Origin of the sequence: Sphingobium sp. B2D3A, from assembly GCF_025961795.1 — a bacterium.
Classification (GTDB): Bacteria; Pseudomonadota; Alphaproteobacteria; order Sphingomonadales; family Sphingomonadaceae; genus Sphingobium.
The window spans coordinates 1,112,123-1,129,086 of the sequence record NZ_JAOQOI010000001.1; the positions used below are offsets into that span (position 1 = coordinate 1,112,123).

The window sequence follows — 16,964 nt, forward strand, 5'->3', positions numbered from 1 at the left end:
CGCGTCCGGCAGCACGTGGGCGCCGTGCTCGATTGGGCCTATGCGTCGGGCTATCGCGAAACCGACGCGCCGATGTGGGCGATCACAAAGGGCCTTTCCCGCCAGCCTCGCCGCGACAATCATTTCGCGGCGATGCCCTATGAGGACGTGCCTGCCCTCGTGCAGCGACTGCGTGAGCGGGAATCGTTCAGCCGGTTAGCCCTCGAACTGCAATTTTCACGGCGGCACGGTCGGGCGAAGTACGCGGGGCCACATGGGGGCGAGCTCGATCTGGAAAAAGGACTGTGGAAGCTCTCCAAGGACCGCATGAAGGCCTATCGCGAGCATGTGGTTCCCCTCACCCGCCGCCCGCAGCGCATCGTCAAGCGGTGCGCGCGGTTGCGGATCAAGGGTTGCGACCTTGTCTTTCCCGGAATGCGGCGCAATCGCCCGCTGTCGGATTAGACGCTGACCAAGCTGCTCGAGGAAATGGGCGGGCCCTACACGGCGCATGGGTTCCGCTCATCGTTCCGCGATTGGGTGAGCGAGGAAACGAACCAGCCGAGCGACGTCGCCGAAGCCGCCCTCGCCCATACGGTCGCCAACAAGGTCGAGGCTGCATATCGGCGTGGCAACCTGCTCGAAAAGCGGCGCCTGATGATGGAGGATTGGGCGAACTATTGCGACGGGAGGAAGCGATGGGCCGCTACACGCGCGCGAAGCGCCACTTGCTCCGCCAATATGAGCGCCCGGTCGATCGGATCGACGAGCAGGATCGCGTCTTTTTCTTGGCCACCGGGTCGAGGAGCTGAGCTATCGCCAGCTTGCCGAGCGACATGGCGTCCGCGCAGCTGCTGCGCATCGCGATGCTTGCGCCTGACATTGTGGCGCAATGCATCGAGGGCATCCAGCCGGTCTCGCTCACGACCAAGGGACTGCTCAGCATTGATCTGCCGATCAGCTGGAGTGAGCAGCGGGCTTTGCTCGGCTGCAGCTGACTTCCGTCACTCAATCTGAGGAAAGCGTCGGCCGGATGTCCTTCCGGCCGTTTCTGTTCGAGGCCGCGCAGCGCGACCGGTCATGACGTCTGGAAAATGACCACTGAGATAACAGCGCAAAAATGGCAGACGGTGCCGGCGCGCTTGGTCTGCAGACCTCAACTGGCGAAATGACGGCGCCAAAACGGCGCAGTTCTGCGCCATTTTTGCCATGGTCGTAGCAAGGCTAACAAATCTCGGAGAATTACGGACTGTCTGGTGCGGGCGGTCGGACTCGAACCGACAAATCCTTGCGGATGGCGGATTTTGAGTCCGCTGCGTCTACCAATTCCACCACGCCCGCACGGCGCGAACCCCTTGATGCAGCGTGCTGCGGGGATGGCTGGCGCGCCTATATCTCACCTTTTTAGGAAACGCCAGATGCTCGGTGGTGTTCATGTACCGCGCGTGAGAATAGATCGTCTTACGCCCGTGCCCTCGTCAGCCGGCCTGCGCGATCAGGCTTCGGCGTGGCCGTAATCGGAGCGGTGCCGGCGGGCATCGCCGGCGGTGGCGCGGTTCTTGAGCGCCTGCTCGACCCTGTTGAGCAGTTCGGCCGGGCGATAGGGCTTGCCGATCACATCTTGCGAGATGGTCTGCGGGCCATCGGAGACGAGTTGCTCATTATAGCCGGTGGTCATGAGGATCGCGATGCCGGGCGCCAGCTTCACGGCTTCTTCCGCCAGCAAAATGCCATTCAGGCTGCCGGGCATGACGAGATCGGTGAAGAGAAGATCGACGGGGTCGGCCTCCATCAGGGTCTTCAGCGCCTTGAGACCCTCATCGCCCGAGATGGCGGTCGAGACGCGGTAGCCCGCGCTTTCGAGGATCTCGCGGGACAGGGCCATCACTTCAGGGCTGTCTTCCACCACCAGAATATGGGCCTTGCCGGAGGGACCATCCGCGGGCGCGGCCGCCGTGATGGGCGCGGGGTTGCCGGCGCGGTCATCCTCGTCATTCTGCACGGAGACCGGGAAGAGCAGGCGAATCGTACTGCCGACGCCCTGTTCGCTCTCAATCTCCAGCCGGCCCCGCGATTGCTGCAGGAAGCCGCTGGCCATGGCGAGGCCGAGGCCCGTGCCCTGGCCGGTGGGTTTGGTGGTGAAGAAGGGTTCCGTCGCGCGCTGGGCGACATGGGCGGGCATGCCTTCCCCCTCATCCGTCACCTCAAGGCTGATATAGTCGCCGGGCGGAAGCTGGCGGGCGGCAGCATCGCCGTTGAGATGCAGCTTGCCGGTCGTGATGGTCACCAGCCCACCGGCGCCGCGCATCGCGTCCTTGGCATTCATCACGATGTTGAGCACCGCCATCTCGAACTGGTCGGGATCGACATGGATGCGCGGCAGGCCCCGCCGCAGGCTGAGGTGCAACTCGATATCGCTGCCGAGCGCGCTCTCCAGCACATGCACGAAGCTCTGCACGCAATCGCTCACGTCCACTGATCGGGGCGTGAGCCGCGTCTTGCGGGCGAAAGCGAGCAACTGGCCGGTCAGCTTTGCCCCGCGCGCGGCAGCGTGCTGCGCATTCTCGATATGCCGCCCGGCCCGCTCATCCTCGATGCGGTTCGAGGCCAGCTCCAGGCTGCCGCCGATCACTTGCAGCAGATTGTTGAAGTCATGGGCAAGGCCAGCGGTCAGCTGCCCGATCGCTTCCATCTTCTGCGCCTGGCGCAGCACCTGCTCGGTTTCGCGCCGCTTGGTCACGTCCAGCTGGCTGGCGAAAAAGTAGAGCAGCTTGCCGGAGACGTCATAGACCGGGCCGATGAACACCGCGTTCCAGAACGGCGTGCCATCGCGCCGGTAGTTGAGGATTTCGAGCGCGATGGACTCATGCCGCGCCACGGCATCGCGCAGTTCGGCGATCCGCTCGCGGTCCGTCTCGGCGCCTTGCAGGAACCGGCAGTTGCGCCCGATGATTTCACTCTCTTCGTAAAGCGTCAGGTCCAAAAACGCCTTGTTGGCAAAGACGATGGGATTGTCCGGCAGATTGGGATCGGTGAGGATCATCGGCATCCGCGTCATTTCGATCGCGGCGAAAAATACGTTGCCCCGTTCGCTCAGGCCCGGCGCGGTGATGGTGCGCTCACGCCAGTGATCCTTGCCGCGCACGGTCACCCGGCCTTCGGCTGCGTCAGTGCCCTGATTGTCGTCCGAAGCGGCGGTATCCCCGTTTTCAGCCGCGAAGTCTTTGTGATCGCCCGATTCTATCGCCAAGGTCGCATTCCCTGTGGTTGCCCGCTCCAGCCGTCCGCGACTTTGAAGCCAGCATAACAAACGCTTCAGGACCGAGTGGTTCCCGAAAACCGCCCAGACTGCCCTTGCGAACAGGGGGTGGCTAGTCGTCCGATTGCCGGGGTGCAAGACAATGTGGGGACAGCCGGACTGCACGAACATGGACGCTGGGCGCGATCGCGCTATATCGCCTGCATGGCTCATACACAGGCAAAGCTCATCGTCCGTCCCGCGCTCGCCAAGGATGCGCGCGCGATCGCCCGGCTCTCCTCCAAGGTCTATGGCAAGGCCGAGGCCATGACCGCTGCGCAAATTCGCGGCCAGATCAATAACTTCCCCGAAGGGCAATTCGTCGCCGATTATGAGGGCACGATCGTCGGCCACTGCGCCACGCTCATCGTTTCGCAGGAGATTGCCTTCGCGCCGCACAGCTGGGGCGAAATCACCGGCGATGGCTTCGGCACGCGCCATGACCCGGAAGGGGACGTTTTGTACGGCATGGAAGTCTGCGTCGATCCCGATTTCCGGCGTCTGCGCATCGGCCAGCGCTTCTATCGCAAGCGGCAGGAACTGTGCCAATATTTCGAGCTGAAGGGCATCGCCTTTGGCGGTCGCCTGCCGGGCTATGCGCGCCGCCGGCGGGATTATCCCGATCCGCAGGCCTATCTCGATGCCGCGATCGAGCGCAAGCTGCGCGATCCGGTGATCAACTTCCAGCTGGGGCAGGGCTTCCAGGCCAAGGGCATCCTGCCGGACTATCTGCCGGGCGACCGGGACAGCGCCGGCAATGCTGTGCTGATGTTTTGGCCCAACCCGCTGGCGCCCGAGGAGGGGACAGGGCGCGCCCACCATGGCACCCTCAAGCTGCCGTCATCGGTGCGGGTTGCCACGGTGCAGTTCCAGATGCGCGGCATTACACGGATCGAGCAGTTCGAGGAGCAGGTGGAGTATTTCGTCGACGTCGCGGCGGATTACCGCGCCGACTTCGTGGTGTTTCCCGAGCTCTACACGCTGGAACTGCTCTCCATCTCCCGCGCGAAGCTCGCACCCAGCGAGGCCATCGGCAAGATCGCGGAATATACCGAGCGCTATTGCGCGTTCATGGAGAAGCTGGCGGTCAGCTACAATATCAACATCATCGGCGGCTCCCACCCCACGCGGGTCGAGAATGGGGATATCCGCAACATCAGCTATGTCTTCCTGCGCGATGGGGCGATGTACACGCAGGAGAAGCTGCACCCCACGCCATCCGAGCGGCGCTGGTGGAACATCAAGGGCGGCTTCGGCGCCGATGCCATTCCCACCGACTGCGGGCCGATCGGCGTGATGATCTGCTATGATTCGGAATTCCCGGAGCTGGCGCGGCATCTCGTCAATCAGGGCGCGCTGCTGCTGTTCGTGCCTTTCTGCACCGATGAGCGGCGCGGCTATCTGCGCGTGCGCTATTGCTGCCAGGCGCGGGCGGTGGAAAATCAGTGCTATGTCATCACGTCTGGCGTCGTCGGCAATCTGCCCAATGTCGAGAATATGGACATTCATTACGCTGAAAGCGCAATCCTGACGCCTTCGGACTTCCCCTTCGCGCGTGATGGCGTTGCCGCCGACACCGCGCCCAATACCGAGACGATCGCCATTGCCGACCTCTCGCTCGACGATCTGCTGACCAGCCGGCAGAGCGGCGCGGTGCAGAACCTGCGTGACCGCCGCTTTGACCTGTATGGCGTGCAGTGGAAGGAGCCGCGCACCAAACGGGCGCGCTGAGGGAAGCCGGGGACGGGGACCAGGCCCTAGCCCGCCTTCACCAGATCGGCGCCCTTCTCGCCGATCATGATCACCGTCGCATTGGTGTTGGCGCCGGGCACGGTCGGCATCACCGAGGCATCGATGACGCGCAAGCCGGTGACGCGCTTCACGCGCAGCGCTGGGTCGACCACGGCATCGGGTCCGGTGCCCATGGTGCAGGAGCCGACGGCGTGCTGGCCGATCTCGACTACCTGGCGGACCCAGTCTTCCATCTCGTCATCGCTCTGCACCTGATCCCCCGGCATGAGTTCGGTGCCGGTGAGCGCGGCCTGCGGTGCGGTGCGGTAGATGCGCCGGGCCTCGCGGATGCCGCGGATCATGGTCTGCATGTCCCAGCAATCATCCATCAGGTTAAGCGTGATGGCGGGGCGGTCGTTGGGATCGGTCGAGCGGAGCGTCATCCAGCCCCGACTGCGCTGGTTGAGCACGACGACGCCGCAGGCGAGCTTATGGGGTGGCGCGGGACGGAAGGGCGGCATCCACAGCCGCGCGCCGAAGGTCACCGGATTGCACATCAGCTGAATGTCCGGCTGCGCGAGCGCGGGGTCGGTGCGCAGGATGACATTGCAGCTATTGAGCTGGGTCGCGAACTTGCCGGTGCCAAGCATCAGCCACTGGACAAAATGGCGCGCCGCCCGGTCAAGTCGCAGTTCCTTGACGAAGGTGACCGGCCTGGTCGCCGCGAACTCCATCATGCAGCAGGGATGCTCGGATATGTTGCGGCCGACGCCGGGCACATCGGCCTTCACCGCAATGCCCATCTCGGCAAGCTGTGCCGCTGGCCCCACGCCGGAGAGCAGGAGCAGTTGCGGGCTGTTATAGACGCCGCCGCTCAGGATGACCTCGCGGCGCGCGCGCACCTGCCGGGTCTGGCCGTCCACCGAATATTCGATGCCAACCGCCCGATTGCCGTCGAACAGGATGCGGTGGGCGAGCGCCTTCAGCCGCACATCCAGGTTCTGGCGGCCAAGGGCAGGGCGGATATAGGCTGCCGCAGCGCTGGCCCGTCGCCCGCGCTTGTCGATGGTGACCTCGCCCAGTGCGGGGCCTTCCGCATCCGCGCCATTGATGTCGTCGGTCGCCGGATAGCCGGCCGCCAGCGTCGCCTGCCGCAGCGGCTCGTGGAGCAGATGCCCGGTCTGGATCGGCGCGACGTGCAGCGGGCCGCCCACGCCATGATAGGCGCTTTCGCCCCGCCAGCTATCCTCCATGCGCCGGAAATAGGGCAGCACATCGTCATAGCTCCAGCCGCGCGCGCCCATTTGCGCCCAGGTGTCGAAATCATTGGGGTGGCCGCGCATGTAGAACATGCCGTTGATCGAGGAGGAGCCGCCGAGCACCTTGCCGCGCGGAATCCAGATCCGCCGGCCATTGAGATGCGGCTCCGGCTCGCCCATGTCGCCCCAGCTCAATTTGGGGTCGGCGATGGTCTTGAGGAAGGCGAGCGGCATGGCGATGTCCAGCCGCTTGTCGCTGCCGCCCGCCTCCAGCAGCAGAACCGACGTGCCGGGGTCTTCGCTCAGCCGCGATGCGACCACGCACCCGGCCGATCCCGCGCCCACCACGATATAGTCGAATTCATCCATCTCGTTTGGTCCGCCTGCCTGAATTGCTTCAATCCTGCCTGTCGTACAGCAGGCCCTTGAGCGGGGGTGGCAGCGGCCGACCTTCCCGCGCACCCGTCTGCCCCGCAAAGCCCGCGAGGATCGGGCCTGACCAGTCGCGGATCGTGCGCTGCGCCATGCGCCACACGCCATCCTCCTGCCGGAAGATGTCCTCATAATAGCCCATCACGTGCAGGGCGTGCGGGCCATCGCCCTGGCGCAGGGCCACGGCGCCATAGGAGATCGCCCGCGCGCCGCCTTCGCAGGGCGTGACGATGATGTTGGTGACATGATGCTGCCGCCCCGCCGAAGCGGGCTGATCGCGAATGAAGGTCGCGAAATGGCGGATGGCGTCCGCGCCTTGCCAGCGTAGCGGCGTCTCGAACGCATCCCAGATCAGCAGCCCGTCGCGGGTGAAGCAGCCCACGAAAGCCTCGACATTGCCGGTATCGAGCGCCCAGGCATAATGCGCGATGGCATCGCGGATGCCGAACTGATCGTCTGCGGAAAGGCGGGTGGTCATGCTTCAGGTCACCGCATAATAATCGAAGAAGGTCGAATTGCCCCGCCGCTCGGCAATACCGACGAAGACAGTGCGGTTGAGCCAGGCGTGCCGCCCTTCCGGCGCCTCGAAGCGCGGCGTGATGCGGCAATAATTGTCCTGCGGATCGACCTGCTCGCCCGCCTCGATGCGCGCCGTCATCTCCGGATTGGCATAAGCGATGCCGCGATTGTGGATGTAGATCATGGCGCCATCATCGGCTTCCAGCATGTAATGCGCCTCGAATTCGACAAGGCCGCTGGACCAGAGCCGGGGCCAGTCCCCGCCCGAATAGGGCACGACATGGCCGGAAAGGCTCGGGCCGCTCACCACCCCGCCGGCGAGCGCGACGAAGCCGCGCGTGAAGCTTTGCAGGGCCGGCTGGAACCGCGTGCGCGGCCCTTCGCCAAAATCGAGACGAACATGGAAAGCCAGGTCGAGCGCCGGAACGTGCACATCATCCTCCCCCGCGAGCGTTCGTGCCGCTCGTCAGATTGATTTTGTCTGCACGCTTGTGCCGGAACCCGCCTGCGAATGCCAAGGCAAAAAAGCGGGAGCCGCGCGTTCGGTTATCGCCGCAGTTTCAGGAACCAGCCGATGTTGAAGCGCCAGCCGTCCCCGGCGTTGGGAAAGGGCGCCTCGATGACGCGCGCGGCTTCCAGCGAGAGCGAGGCGCGGGTGGTATAGTTGAGGCGCAGCCCACCGCCGGCCGAGGCCATGGAATAGCTGGCCGCCGGCAGGCCGGTGCGGGCGTTGAGACGCACGCGGGCACCATCGACAAAGCCGTAGACTTCCGACCCCTGCAGGCGCGTGGGCAGTTTGGGACGCAGGGCCAGTTCGAACAGGCCGGCCATGCCCTTGTCGCCGCTCAGAAGGGCCGTCTCGAACGCGCGGCCGATCTCCGGCCCGCCCACCGAGAAGCGCTCGTTGCCGCCCAGCCGGTCGCCGCTATACTGGCCGCTTAGCCGCAGCCGTCCGACAAGGCGCTTGCCGATCATCCGATCATAATTGGCGCGCCCCGCGATCTTGGTGAAGTCGATATCGGTAAAGCCCGGCACCCCGCGCGCGCCGAGCATATCGAAGCCTCGGCTGCCGGTGAGGGCAAGGCTCAAGGCGCTCTTGTCCGCCACGATCGAGTAGCCGGCGGCCGCGCGCACGGCCCGGATGCGGTCGGAGGAAATCACCGATCCGAGATAGGCCGCATCGCTGTTCAGCCCGTCAATGCCGGCGCTGACGGTGAGGTTGCGTTTATATCCGCGAATGACCGGATAGGAGAGGCTCAGCCCAAGCGTCTGCGCCTCGCCGACGATCGCGGGCGCCTGCAGTCGCGTATCCAGCCAGGAGGCCGAGAGGCCGAGAGTGAGGCCGTCCGTGCCGAGCGGCGTCTGGTGGCTGAACCCGGCATAGCGATAGCGCTTGAGATCGGCGGCACCGAGCAGGGTCAGGTCGCTGCGGTCGCCATCGCGCAGCAGGCTGTAGAATTTGGCCGATGCGCGCCACTGGCCGCTGCCCAGCCCGCTCTGGGTGCGGTTATCGAAGCCGAAGGAGAAATCGCTATGCTCCCGCTCCGGCGTAATCGCGAGGCGAACGCCGCCGGCCTGCGCGCCGCGCAACATATTGGCGTCGATCTTCGCGCCGGGAACGTCGCGCATCAGCGAGAGGCTGCGTTCCAGCGTGCGGCGGCTGAGCGGGTGCTCGCGCGCCAGCGGGGCTGCATAGGCCTGGATGAGGGGTGAGGCGCCCTTGGGATAAGCGATATCCTCGATGAACCCTTCGGCCAGCAGCACGCGGACATGGCCCTCGGCCAGATCCTGCTGCGGAATGGCGACCGTATAGAGCGCGATGCCGGTCTTGGCATAGGCATCGGAAATCCTCTTGGCGAGGGCGCTCAGGGTCTCGCGCGTGGCCGGCTGGCCGATGAAGGCCCGGGCGGCCTCTGCAACGGGCGCCGGGGCATCGACGCCGGAAAAGGTCACGCTGCGGATCGGCGTGGCGGTGGCCTGCGCCTCAACGGCGACCTGGCCTGTCGGATCATCTGCGGCCGGCCGCTCCTGTGCGGGCAGTACCGGGGCGGGTCCGGGCTGGCTTTGATCGATGAGGGGCGGTGTCAGGCCGCTGCCCGTGGGTTGGGCGATGGCGATCAGCGCAATGGCTGCAGGCAGGAGCGCGACCATATGGACCTTTCGGACTTGGAGCGGTGAGTGCGCGGCGGGTCTTGAGACCGCCCGCCGCGCACCGGAGGGAAGGTTGCGCCGAGGTTGGCGACTTGAGGCGGGGTGGCTGTTTAGCGGCCCAGTCCCAAGGAAGTGCCGACCGTGTTGAGCGTGCCGGTTACCGGCGCCAGCAAGCCGCCATTGGTCGTGGTGCCGGCGCCTGCGCCTGCACCGGCTTCGACGCTGCCGCCAACGCCTAGCGCACCGCCGACCGAGCCGACCGTGGCACCGACCGTGCCAAGCACGCCGCCATTTACGTCGCCGCCCGTGGCCGTTCCGCCGCCAAGCACGCCGCCGCCTGACACGTCACCGCCCACGCCCACGGCGCCGCCGACAGACCCGACGGTCGAACTCACCGCGCCGAGCACGCCGCCCACGGCCCCCGTGCCACCGCCGGGCAGGGACGCGCCGTTCGGCAGCACATTGGCGTTGACCAGCGCCGGATCGCCGCTCCCCAGCAGTTGATTGCCGCCGAGCGCGACATTCAGCAGATTGTCGGAAATGCCGCCGGTGGGCGCCGTAATGTTGGTCACCCGTACATCGGCGATGCCGTTCACTGTCGCCAGCGCGGTATTGCCTGCGTTCAGCACGCCGGCGGATGCGAGCGTGCCCGTCGGCTGGGTGTCGCCAAGCACGCCGACGCCGATCGCGCCCGCTGTGCCATCAAGACCGTTGGTCACGGTGCGACCGCCAACATCGATGGACACCACATCGCCGACCACGCCTTGCGCGCCCTGCAGCAGCAGCGTGCGGCCCTCGCCGGCATCGACCAGCACCGTGCCGGTATCCTGCAGCACCCGCGTGATCGTGCCGGTCACGGGCTGCGTGACTGGCAAGGCAGCGGCGATGGGGGTGGTCACGCCTTGCTGGCCATCCGCGACGCCGAGCACGGCATTGCCGGCCGTCGCCAGAACCGGGGAGACCTGCGTAACGACGCCCCCAGCCAGACCGCCACCGGTGCCGCCGCCGCCATCGGCCGATCCGCCGCCCCCGGTATTTCCGCCGCCGGTGTTCCCACCGCCGGTATTTCCGCCGCCGCCCGTGTCAGTGCCGCCGCCGCCATTGTTGCTGCCGCCATCGCTGCTGCCGCCCGACCCGGGCGCTGGCGAGCCGACATTGGCGTAGCGGGAATAACCGCTGGTCTCGCAGGCGCTCAGCAGCATGGCGAGCGCGGAGCAGGCGGCTATGGCGGGCATGGCCCGGCATAGTCGTGACGTTCTGTTGGATCGGAATGTCGTCGTGGAAAGAACCTGAGCCATTGCGTCATCTCCTGTCAGGCTTGCAGCCGGGCTGGAGACGGAGCTATCCGATGGCAGGCCCACGTAGCGCGGAGCGGTGTGGAGCGATCATAGCCAGAGCGAGGCGTAGACACGCACACACAGCTCCGACCTCGGCTCCTTCGGCAACCCCGCTACCTTGAACCCAAGGCCGGAAGCTTTGCGTCACGGCGTCACCACCGCTTTGCCATTATCGGGATCGGAGTGATCCTGCGCTTGAAATGTCAAGCGCTGGAAAAGGTTCATGGAAAAGAGTCTGAACTTAACTTTTATCATGCCTGGGAGAACGTGCCGCCCGAGCGGGACCGTCCTGGCTCCCTTCGTCGCACCGGACTCGACAAGCCCGGCGAGGAATTCTATACCGCCCGATATGGAACAGACCGCCATCAGGGGTCGGCCCCGCGAATTTTGCTGCGAGCAGGCGCTTGCGGCCGCGTTGCGTGTGTTTTGGACCAAGGGTTATGAGGGCGCGTCGCTCAGCGAGCTGACGGACGCGATGGGGATCACCCGCCCGAGTCTCTATGCCGCGTTCGGCAACAAGGAGGCCTTGTTCCGGCAGGCGCTCGATCTCTACGAGCGGGAGAAGCTGGCCTATATCGGTCCGGCTTTGGATATGCCCACCGCGCGCGGCGTGGCGCAGCATCTGCTCGATGGCGCACTCTCCACGATTGCCGGCAATGGCCAGCCCACCGGCTGCCTCAGCGTGATCAGCGTCACCGCCTGTGGCGCGGAAGCGCAATCGATCCGTGAGGAAGTGCTCAAGCGCGGCGAGACCGTGAAGCGGGCACTGGTGGCCCGGATGCAGCGCGCCATCGACGAGGGCGAGTTTGTCGGGCCCACCGATGCGGAAGCGATCACGAAGTATCTCATCGCCGTTTTGCAGGGCATGGCGGTTTTGGCCGGCTCCGGCACCACGCGGGAGGAGCTGGAGCGCGTTGCCGAGACGACTATGGGGATGTGGCCTAGCCGCTGAAGCGCCTGGGGACCCAAGACCGATTTTGCGCGCTGCAAAATAAAATATCGGTCGGTACAAAAAACCGGGTTGACGCCTGAACATCCGATTAATATACCAGTCAGTACAGAAGGCGTGGGAGTGCGTGCGGCTTGGCCGGGCGCGTTCTGCTTGCCCGACTTGATTTGACAGCAATTTCATAGGTTCTGGTTTCGGGACGGACGCGCCGGTCGCGCACCGTCTTTCCCGGATCGATCCCTGGCATCCGCGATGCGCGCGCCCGGCAGCACTGGCTGTCCGGGGCTACCCCGTCGTGCCTGCCGGGGAAGCAGGAGGAGACATGGTGATGGCATATCTGGATCTGAGAGATGGCGGGGCACGGGCGATGGTCCCGGGTGTCACTGCATCGGAGGCTGCAAGCCTCCAGGTGCAGGATGGCCACCTCCTTCCGGTCGAGTGGACGATTGTCCGCCTTGCGCGGGAGGACGGTCTGTCTTCCCTCCGCGAGGAGAGCCGCCTGGGCCGCCTGCTGCGCCTCGTCTTCGGCTTCCGCCGGGCCATGCCGTTGGCGAGCGCGCGCCTCGAAGCGCTGCGGCGCATCGCGGTGCTGAGCTGGCACCATGGCTACAACATCGCCCCATCCGAGCTCGGTCGCTTTTACGAGGCCGGCTACACGACCCATCAATATGAGACGCTGCTCCGCCACATCGGCGCCCTGCGTCTGTCGATCAAGCGGAGGAACCGCGCATGAACATGCTCAAGAAACTCAGCCCGGCGGAAGCCACGCCCATCGACGCCGGCACGACGCGGCGCCGCTCGCTGACCCGTGCCGCCTGGGTGGCGCTGCCGGTGCTCGCCATTGCCGGGGCCTATGCGCTGATGCGCCCGTCGCCCCCGGCTCAGGCCGCGATGGCGGCACCCACTGTCACCGTTTCGGCCCCGCTCGCGCGCGAGATCATGCTGTGGGACGATTATGTCGGCCGGTTCGAGCCGAGCCGCGCGGTCGAGGTGCGTCCGCGCATTTCCGGCCAGATCACGGCCGTGCATTTCACGGACGGGCAGATGGTCCGCGCTGGTCAGCCGCTCTTCACCATCGATCCGCGCCCCTTCCAGGCTGCGCTGGCCGAGGCGCGCGCTGGTGTCGCCACGGCCCAGAGCGATCTCGCGCTGGCCCGCAGCGATCTTGAGCGCGCCGAACGGCTGGTGGCGGTAGAAGCCGTTTCCAAGAGCGAAGTCGACCGGCTCCGCGCCCGCGTCTCGGCAGCATCGGCTGCGCTGGCCGGTGCCCAGGCCCGTGCCCGCAGCCGCGCGCTGGATCTTGAGTTCACCACCGTGCGCGCGCCCATTGGCGGCCGCATCTCGGATCGGCGGATCGACCCCGGCAACCTCGCATCCTCGGGAGAGGGCGCATCCGGCACGTTGCTCACCACCATCAACGCGCTCGATCCGATCTACTTCACCTTCGAGGGGTCCGAAGCGCTGTTCCTCAAGACCAAGCGTGATGCCGATGCCGACGCCACGCCGGTCGAGATCAAGCTGCAGGACGAAAATGCCTATCGCTGGAAGGGCAAGCTCGACTTTACCGATAACGGCCTTGATCCGCGCTCGGGCACCATTCGCGCCCGCGCCGTGCTGCCAAATCCCGATCTGTTCCTGACGCCGGGCATGTTCGGCAACATGCGCCTCTCCACCGGCGCGCCAACCCGCGCGCTGCTGGTGCCGGACACCGCCGTGCAGACCGATCAGGCGCGCAAGACGCTGCTCGTCGTCGGCAAGGATGGCACCGTCGCCGCCAAGCCGATCGAGCTTGGGCCGGTTGTCGATGGCCTGCGCGTCGTGCGGGCCGGGCTGGATCCCGCGGATCAGGTGGTGATCGTTGGCACCCAGCTCGCCATGCCCGGCGGCAAGGTGCAGGTCCGCAAAGGCCGCATTGCGCCTGAGACGCAGCCGGCGACGCCTGCCGCCGCCACCGCGCTGATGTCCGGCCAGGCCACGTTTACGCGCTAGGTCGTGATCGGCTTCGCCTGAAGCCGATCCTGATCCGGTCCCTTTTGCTTTCCGCATGTCCGAGCCGTCAGGTGAAGCCGCCTGACCCGGACATGCTCTGAGCGCTGCCCCCGAGGAGATCTCCTCATGCGTCTGTCCCGTTTCTTCATCGACCGGCCGATCTTCGCGGCCGTCATCGCCGTCATCATCACGATCATCGGCGCGATCAGCTATTTCTTCCTGCCCGTTTCGCAATATCCCGAGGTGGTGCCGCCGACGGTGACCGTCTCGGCCATGTATCCCGGCGCCTCTGCCGAGACCGTGGCGGAGACCGTCGCCAGCCCGATCGAGCAGGAGATCAACGGCGTCGAGAACATGCTCTATCTCTCGTCGCAATCGACGGGGGACGGGCGCGTGGTCGTCACCGTCACCTTCAAGCAAGGTACGGACCTCGATGAGGCGCAGGTTCTGGTGCAGAACCGCGTCGCCATTGCCGAGCCGCGCCTGCCGCAGGAGGTGCAGCGCCTCGGCATCGTTACCAAGAAGACCTCGCCGGACTTCCTGCTGGTGGTGAACCTCATTTCGCCTGATGGCTCGCTCAATCGCGAGTATATTTCCAATTACGCGCAGACCCGCATCAAGGACCGGCTGGCCCGCATCGAGGGCGTGGGCGACGTGCAGCTCTTCGGCTCGCGCGATCTCTCCATGCGCGTGTGGATCGATCCGCGCCGTGCGGCGGCGCTGGGTCTGACGGCCGGCGACATCGTTTCCGCGCTGCGCCAGCAGAATGTGCAGGTCGCCGCCGGCACGCTCGGCCAGCCCCCCTCGGGCGGATCGGCCTTCCAGCTCAATGTCGAGACGCAGGGTCGCTTCACCGATCCGCAGCAGTTCGCCAATGTCGTCATCCGCACCGACGATCAGGGCCGGCAGGTCCGCGTCTCCGATGTCGCGCGCGTTGAGCTGGGCGCCGAGGATTACGGCACGTCGGCCTACCTCGGCGACAAGGACAGCGTGATCATCCCCGTCTTCCAGATGCCGGGATCGAACGCGCTGGCCGCTGCCGAGGCGATCAAGGCGGAGATGAACGTCCTGGCCAAGGACTTCCCGCAGGGCCTTGAATATCGCATTGTCTACAACCCCACCGAGTTCATCCAGAAGTCCATCGACGAGGTCGTGAAGACGCTGGTCGAGGCGGTGATCCTCGTCGTGCTCGTCATCATCGTCTTCCTGCAGAAATGGCGGGCGGCGCTGATCCCGGTGCTGGCGATCCCGGTCTCGCTCATCGGCACGTTCGCGGTGCTGGCGGGCATGGGCTATTCCATCAACAACCTCTCGCTGTTCGGCCTCGTGCTCGCCATCGGCATCGTCGTCGATGACGCCATCGTGGTGGTCGAGAATGTCGAGCGCAATCTGGAGAACGGGATGACTCCGCTCCAGGCGGCGCGCACCTCCATGGATGAGGTGGGCGGGGCGCTGATTGCCATCGTGCTGGTGCTGTGCGCCGTGTTCGTGCCGACCTTGTTTATCGGCGGCATGTCCGGCGCCTTCTACCAGCAGTTCGCGATCACCATCTCGGCTGCGACGATCATCTCGCTGGTCCTCTCGCTCACCCTGTCGCCCGCCTTCGCGGCGCTGCTGCTGCGGCACCGCCATGCCCTGCCGGAGGGCGCGCCGCGCTGGCGCCAGCTCACCGAGCGGGCGGGCGATGCGTTCAATCGCGGGTTCGACCGGTTCAGTGCCCGCTATGCGACCCTGACCGCGCGGCTGGTCCGCCAGCCCAAGAAGATCATGGCGGCCTATGTCGGGCTGATCGCGGTGACCGTCGCTGCGCTGGTTTACACGCCGTCGGGCTTCATCCCGGCGCAGGACCAGGGCTATTTCTTCACGATCATCCAGCTGCCGCCCGGCTCCTCCACCGCGCGCACCGATGCGGCGATGAAGAAGGTCGCGGAGCGAATGCTGCCCATTCCGGGCATCACCAACGCTGTCATGCTCTCGGGTTTCGACGGCGCCTCGGAGACGCGCAACGCCAGCTCGTCCGCGGCGTATTGGGTGCTCGATGATTTCGACGAGCGGGCCGCCAAGGGCCAGACCATCGACAAGCTAATGGAGGAAGCCCGCAAGGCGACCGCCGACATCAGCGAGGCGCGCCTGATGATCGTCAAGCCACCGCTCATCCGCGGCATCGGCTCGGCGGGCGGCTTCCGCCTGATGGTGCAGGATCGCGAGGGCGCCGGCTACAAGGCGCTCGAGCAGGCGGCCTACAGCGTCATCGGCCCGGCCAACCAGACGCCCGGACTCTCGTTCGTCTACACCTTCTTCGACACCGCGACGCCGCGCATCTTCGCGGATATCGACCGCGAGAAGGCGCAGATGCTCGGCGTACCGCCGGAACGGGTGTTCGAGACGCTGCAGATCTATCTGGGCTCGGCCTTCGTCAATGACTTCAATCTGCTTGGCCGCACCTATCGGGTGACCGCGCAGGCGGACGAAGCCTTCCGGCGGACCACGGCGGATATCGCCAGCCTGCAGACGCGCTCGGATTATAACCAGATGGTGCCGATCGGCTCGATCGCCACCTTCCGGGACACCACCGGGCCGTATCGCGTGCAGCGCTACAATCTGGCGCCCGCTGTCGCCATCGATGGCGATACCGCGCCCGGCGCCTCGTCGGGTCAGGCGCTGGATGCCATGGAGCAACTCGCCAATGCCAATCTGCCGCGTGGCTTCAGCCATGAGTGGACCGGCATCGCCTATCAGCAGAAGACGGCTGGCAATACTGCAGGCCTCGTCTTCGGCCTCGCCGTGGTGCTCGTCTTCCTGGTGCTGGCGGCGCAATATGAGAGCCTCGTCATGCCGCTTGCGATCATCCTGATCGTGCCGATGTCGGTGCTGGCGGCTCTGGTGGGCGTCAACCTGCGCGGCATGGACAATAACGTCCTGACGCAGATCGGCATGATCGTGCTCGTGGCGCTGGCTGCCAAGAATGCGATCCTCATCGTCGAGTTCGCCCGGCAGGGCGAGCAGAACGGCATGACCACGCTGGATGCCGCCGTCCACGCTGCCGGGCAGCGCCTGCGGCCGATCCTGATGACCAGCTTTGCATTCATCCTGGGTGCGGTGCCGCTGGTGCTGGCCACCGGGGCAGGTGCGGAACTGCGGCAGGCTCTGGGCACAGCGGTGTTCTTCGGCATGGCCGGCGTCACCATCTTCGGCCTCATCTTCACGCCCACTTTCTACGTCGTGAGCCGCGCGCTCGGCGACCGGATCGCACGCCTGCGCGGGCGGTCCGGTGGCGATGCCGTGCCGGCCCCCGCCGAGTGAGTGAGGAGGACCCTATC

The 16,964-nt window shown here is 66.0% G+C and carries 13 protein-coding genes, 1 tRNA gene and 1 riboswitch; of the genes, 7 read left to right on the forward strand and 7 right to left on the reverse strand.

Translation table 11 applies throughout. From position 1 onward, the window contains the following. Window positions 1–24 precede the first annotated feature (24 nt). Window positions 25–444: a hypothetical protein gene (locus M2337_RS05160; protein ID WP_264571941.1), complete on the forward strand. Its 420-nt coding sequence runs from the start codon at window positions 25–27 to the stop codon at window positions 442–444. Between the two features lie 371 nt (window positions 445–815). Continuing rightward, complete coding sequence (locus M2337_RS05165; protein ID WP_264571942.1) at window positions 816–977, forward strand: hypothetical protein; 162 nt, start codon at window positions 816–818, stop codon at window positions 975–977. Window positions 978–1,233: 256 nt separating this feature from the next. Here M2337_RS05165 and M2337_RS05170 read toward each other — a convergent pair. Both M2337_RS05170 and M2337_RS05175 read right to left on the reverse strand, forming a co-directional pair. Then, window positions 1,234–1,320 (reverse strand) — tRNA-Leu (locus M2337_RS05170). Between the two features lie 154 nt (window positions 1,321–1,474). Continuing rightward, the gene (locus tag M2337_RS05175; RefSeq protein WP_264571943.1) at window positions 1,475–3,229 is read right to left on the reverse strand and encodes a PAS domain-containing protein; all 1,755 of its coding nucleotides are present in this window, start codon (window positions 3,227–3,229) and stop codon (window positions 1,475–1,477) included. A gap of 213 nt (window positions 3,230–3,442) precedes the next feature. Between M2337_RS05175 and M2337_RS05180 the strand changes: the two genes are divergently transcribed. Continuing rightward, window positions 3,443–5,008 (forward strand): carbon-nitrogen hydrolase family protein, encoded by a 1,566-nt coding sequence (locus tag M2337_RS05180; RefSeq protein WP_181558618.1) that lies wholly within the window; start codon window positions 3,443–3,445, stop codon window positions 5,006–5,008. A 26-nt stretch (window positions 5,009–5,034) separates the two neighbouring features. Here the strand turns inward: M2337_RS05180 and M2337_RS05185 are convergent, their stop codons facing one another. The 5 genes from M2337_RS05185 to M2337_RS05205 form a co-directional block, all read right to left on the reverse strand. Next, window positions 5,035–6,636, reverse strand: coding sequence for a GMC family oxidoreductase (locus M2337_RS05185; RefSeq protein ID WP_264571944.1), 1,602 nt, complete (start codon window positions 6,634–6,636; stop codon window positions 5,035–5,037). Between the two features lie 28 nt (window positions 6,637–6,664). Continuing rightward, window positions 6,665–7,177, reverse strand: a complete 513-nt coding sequence (locus tag M2337_RS05190; protein ID WP_181558620.1) for a nuclear transport factor 2 family protein — start codon at window positions 7,175–7,177, stop codon at window positions 6,665–6,667. Window positions 7,178–7,180: 3 nt separating this feature from the next. Beyond that, window positions 7,181–7,651 carry a DUF3237 family protein gene (locus M2337_RS05195; protein WP_264571945.1) on the reverse strand — a complete coding sequence of 157 codons (471 nt, stop codon included), beginning with the start codon at window positions 7,649–7,651 and terminating at the stop codon, window positions 7,181–7,183. 113 nt (window positions 7,652–7,764) lie between these two features. After that, window positions 7,765–9,369: a ShlB/FhaC/HecB family hemolysin secretion/activation protein gene (locus tag M2337_RS05200; protein ID WP_264571946.1), complete on the reverse strand. Its 1,605-nt coding sequence runs from the start codon at window positions 9,367–9,369 to the stop codon at window positions 7,765–7,767. Between the two features lie 110 nt (window positions 9,370–9,479). Then, window positions 9,480–10,604, reverse strand: a complete 1,125-nt coding sequence (locus M2337_RS05205) for a hypothetical protein (RefSeq protein ID WP_264571947.1) — start codon at window positions 10,602–10,604, stop codon at window positions 9,480–9,482. Window positions 10,605–10,806: 202 nt separating this feature from the next. After that, window positions 10,807–10,884: riboswitch (cyclic di-GMP riboswitch) on the reverse strand. Between the two features lie 171 nt (window positions 10,885–11,055). On the opposite strand from M2337_RS05205, the gene M2337_RS05210 reads away from it, so the two are divergent. The 4 genes from M2337_RS05210 to M2337_RS05225 all read left to right on the forward strand — a co-directional run bounded on the left by M2337_RS05210 (window position 11,056) and on the right by M2337_RS05225 (window position 16,947). Continuing rightward, window positions 11,056–11,658 carry a TetR/AcrR family transcriptional regulator gene (locus M2337_RS05210; protein WP_264571948.1) on the forward strand — a complete coding sequence of 201 codons (603 nt, stop codon included), beginning with the start codon at window positions 11,056–11,058 and terminating at the stop codon, window positions 11,656–11,658. Window positions 11,659–11,983: 325 nt separating this feature from the next. Next, entirely contained in the window at window positions 11,984–12,388 is a 405-nt protein-coding gene (locus M2337_RS05215; protein ID WP_181558624.1) for a hypothetical protein, read from the forward strand. Then, complete coding sequence (locus M2337_RS05220; RefSeq protein ID WP_413716063.1) at window positions 12,385–13,644, forward strand: efflux RND transporter periplasmic adaptor subunit; 1,260 nt, start codon at window positions 12,385–12,387, stop codon at window positions 13,642–13,644. Before M2337_RS05215 ends, M2337_RS05220 begins: the two co-directional genes overlap by 4 nt. 126 nt (window positions 13,645–13,770) lie before the next feature. Continuing rightward, window positions 13,771–16,947 (forward strand): efflux RND transporter permease subunit, encoded by a 3,177-nt coding sequence (locus M2337_RS05225; protein ID WP_264571949.1) that lies wholly within the window; start codon window positions 13,771–13,773, stop codon window positions 16,945–16,947. Window positions 16,948–16,964: the final 17 nt, after the last annotated feature.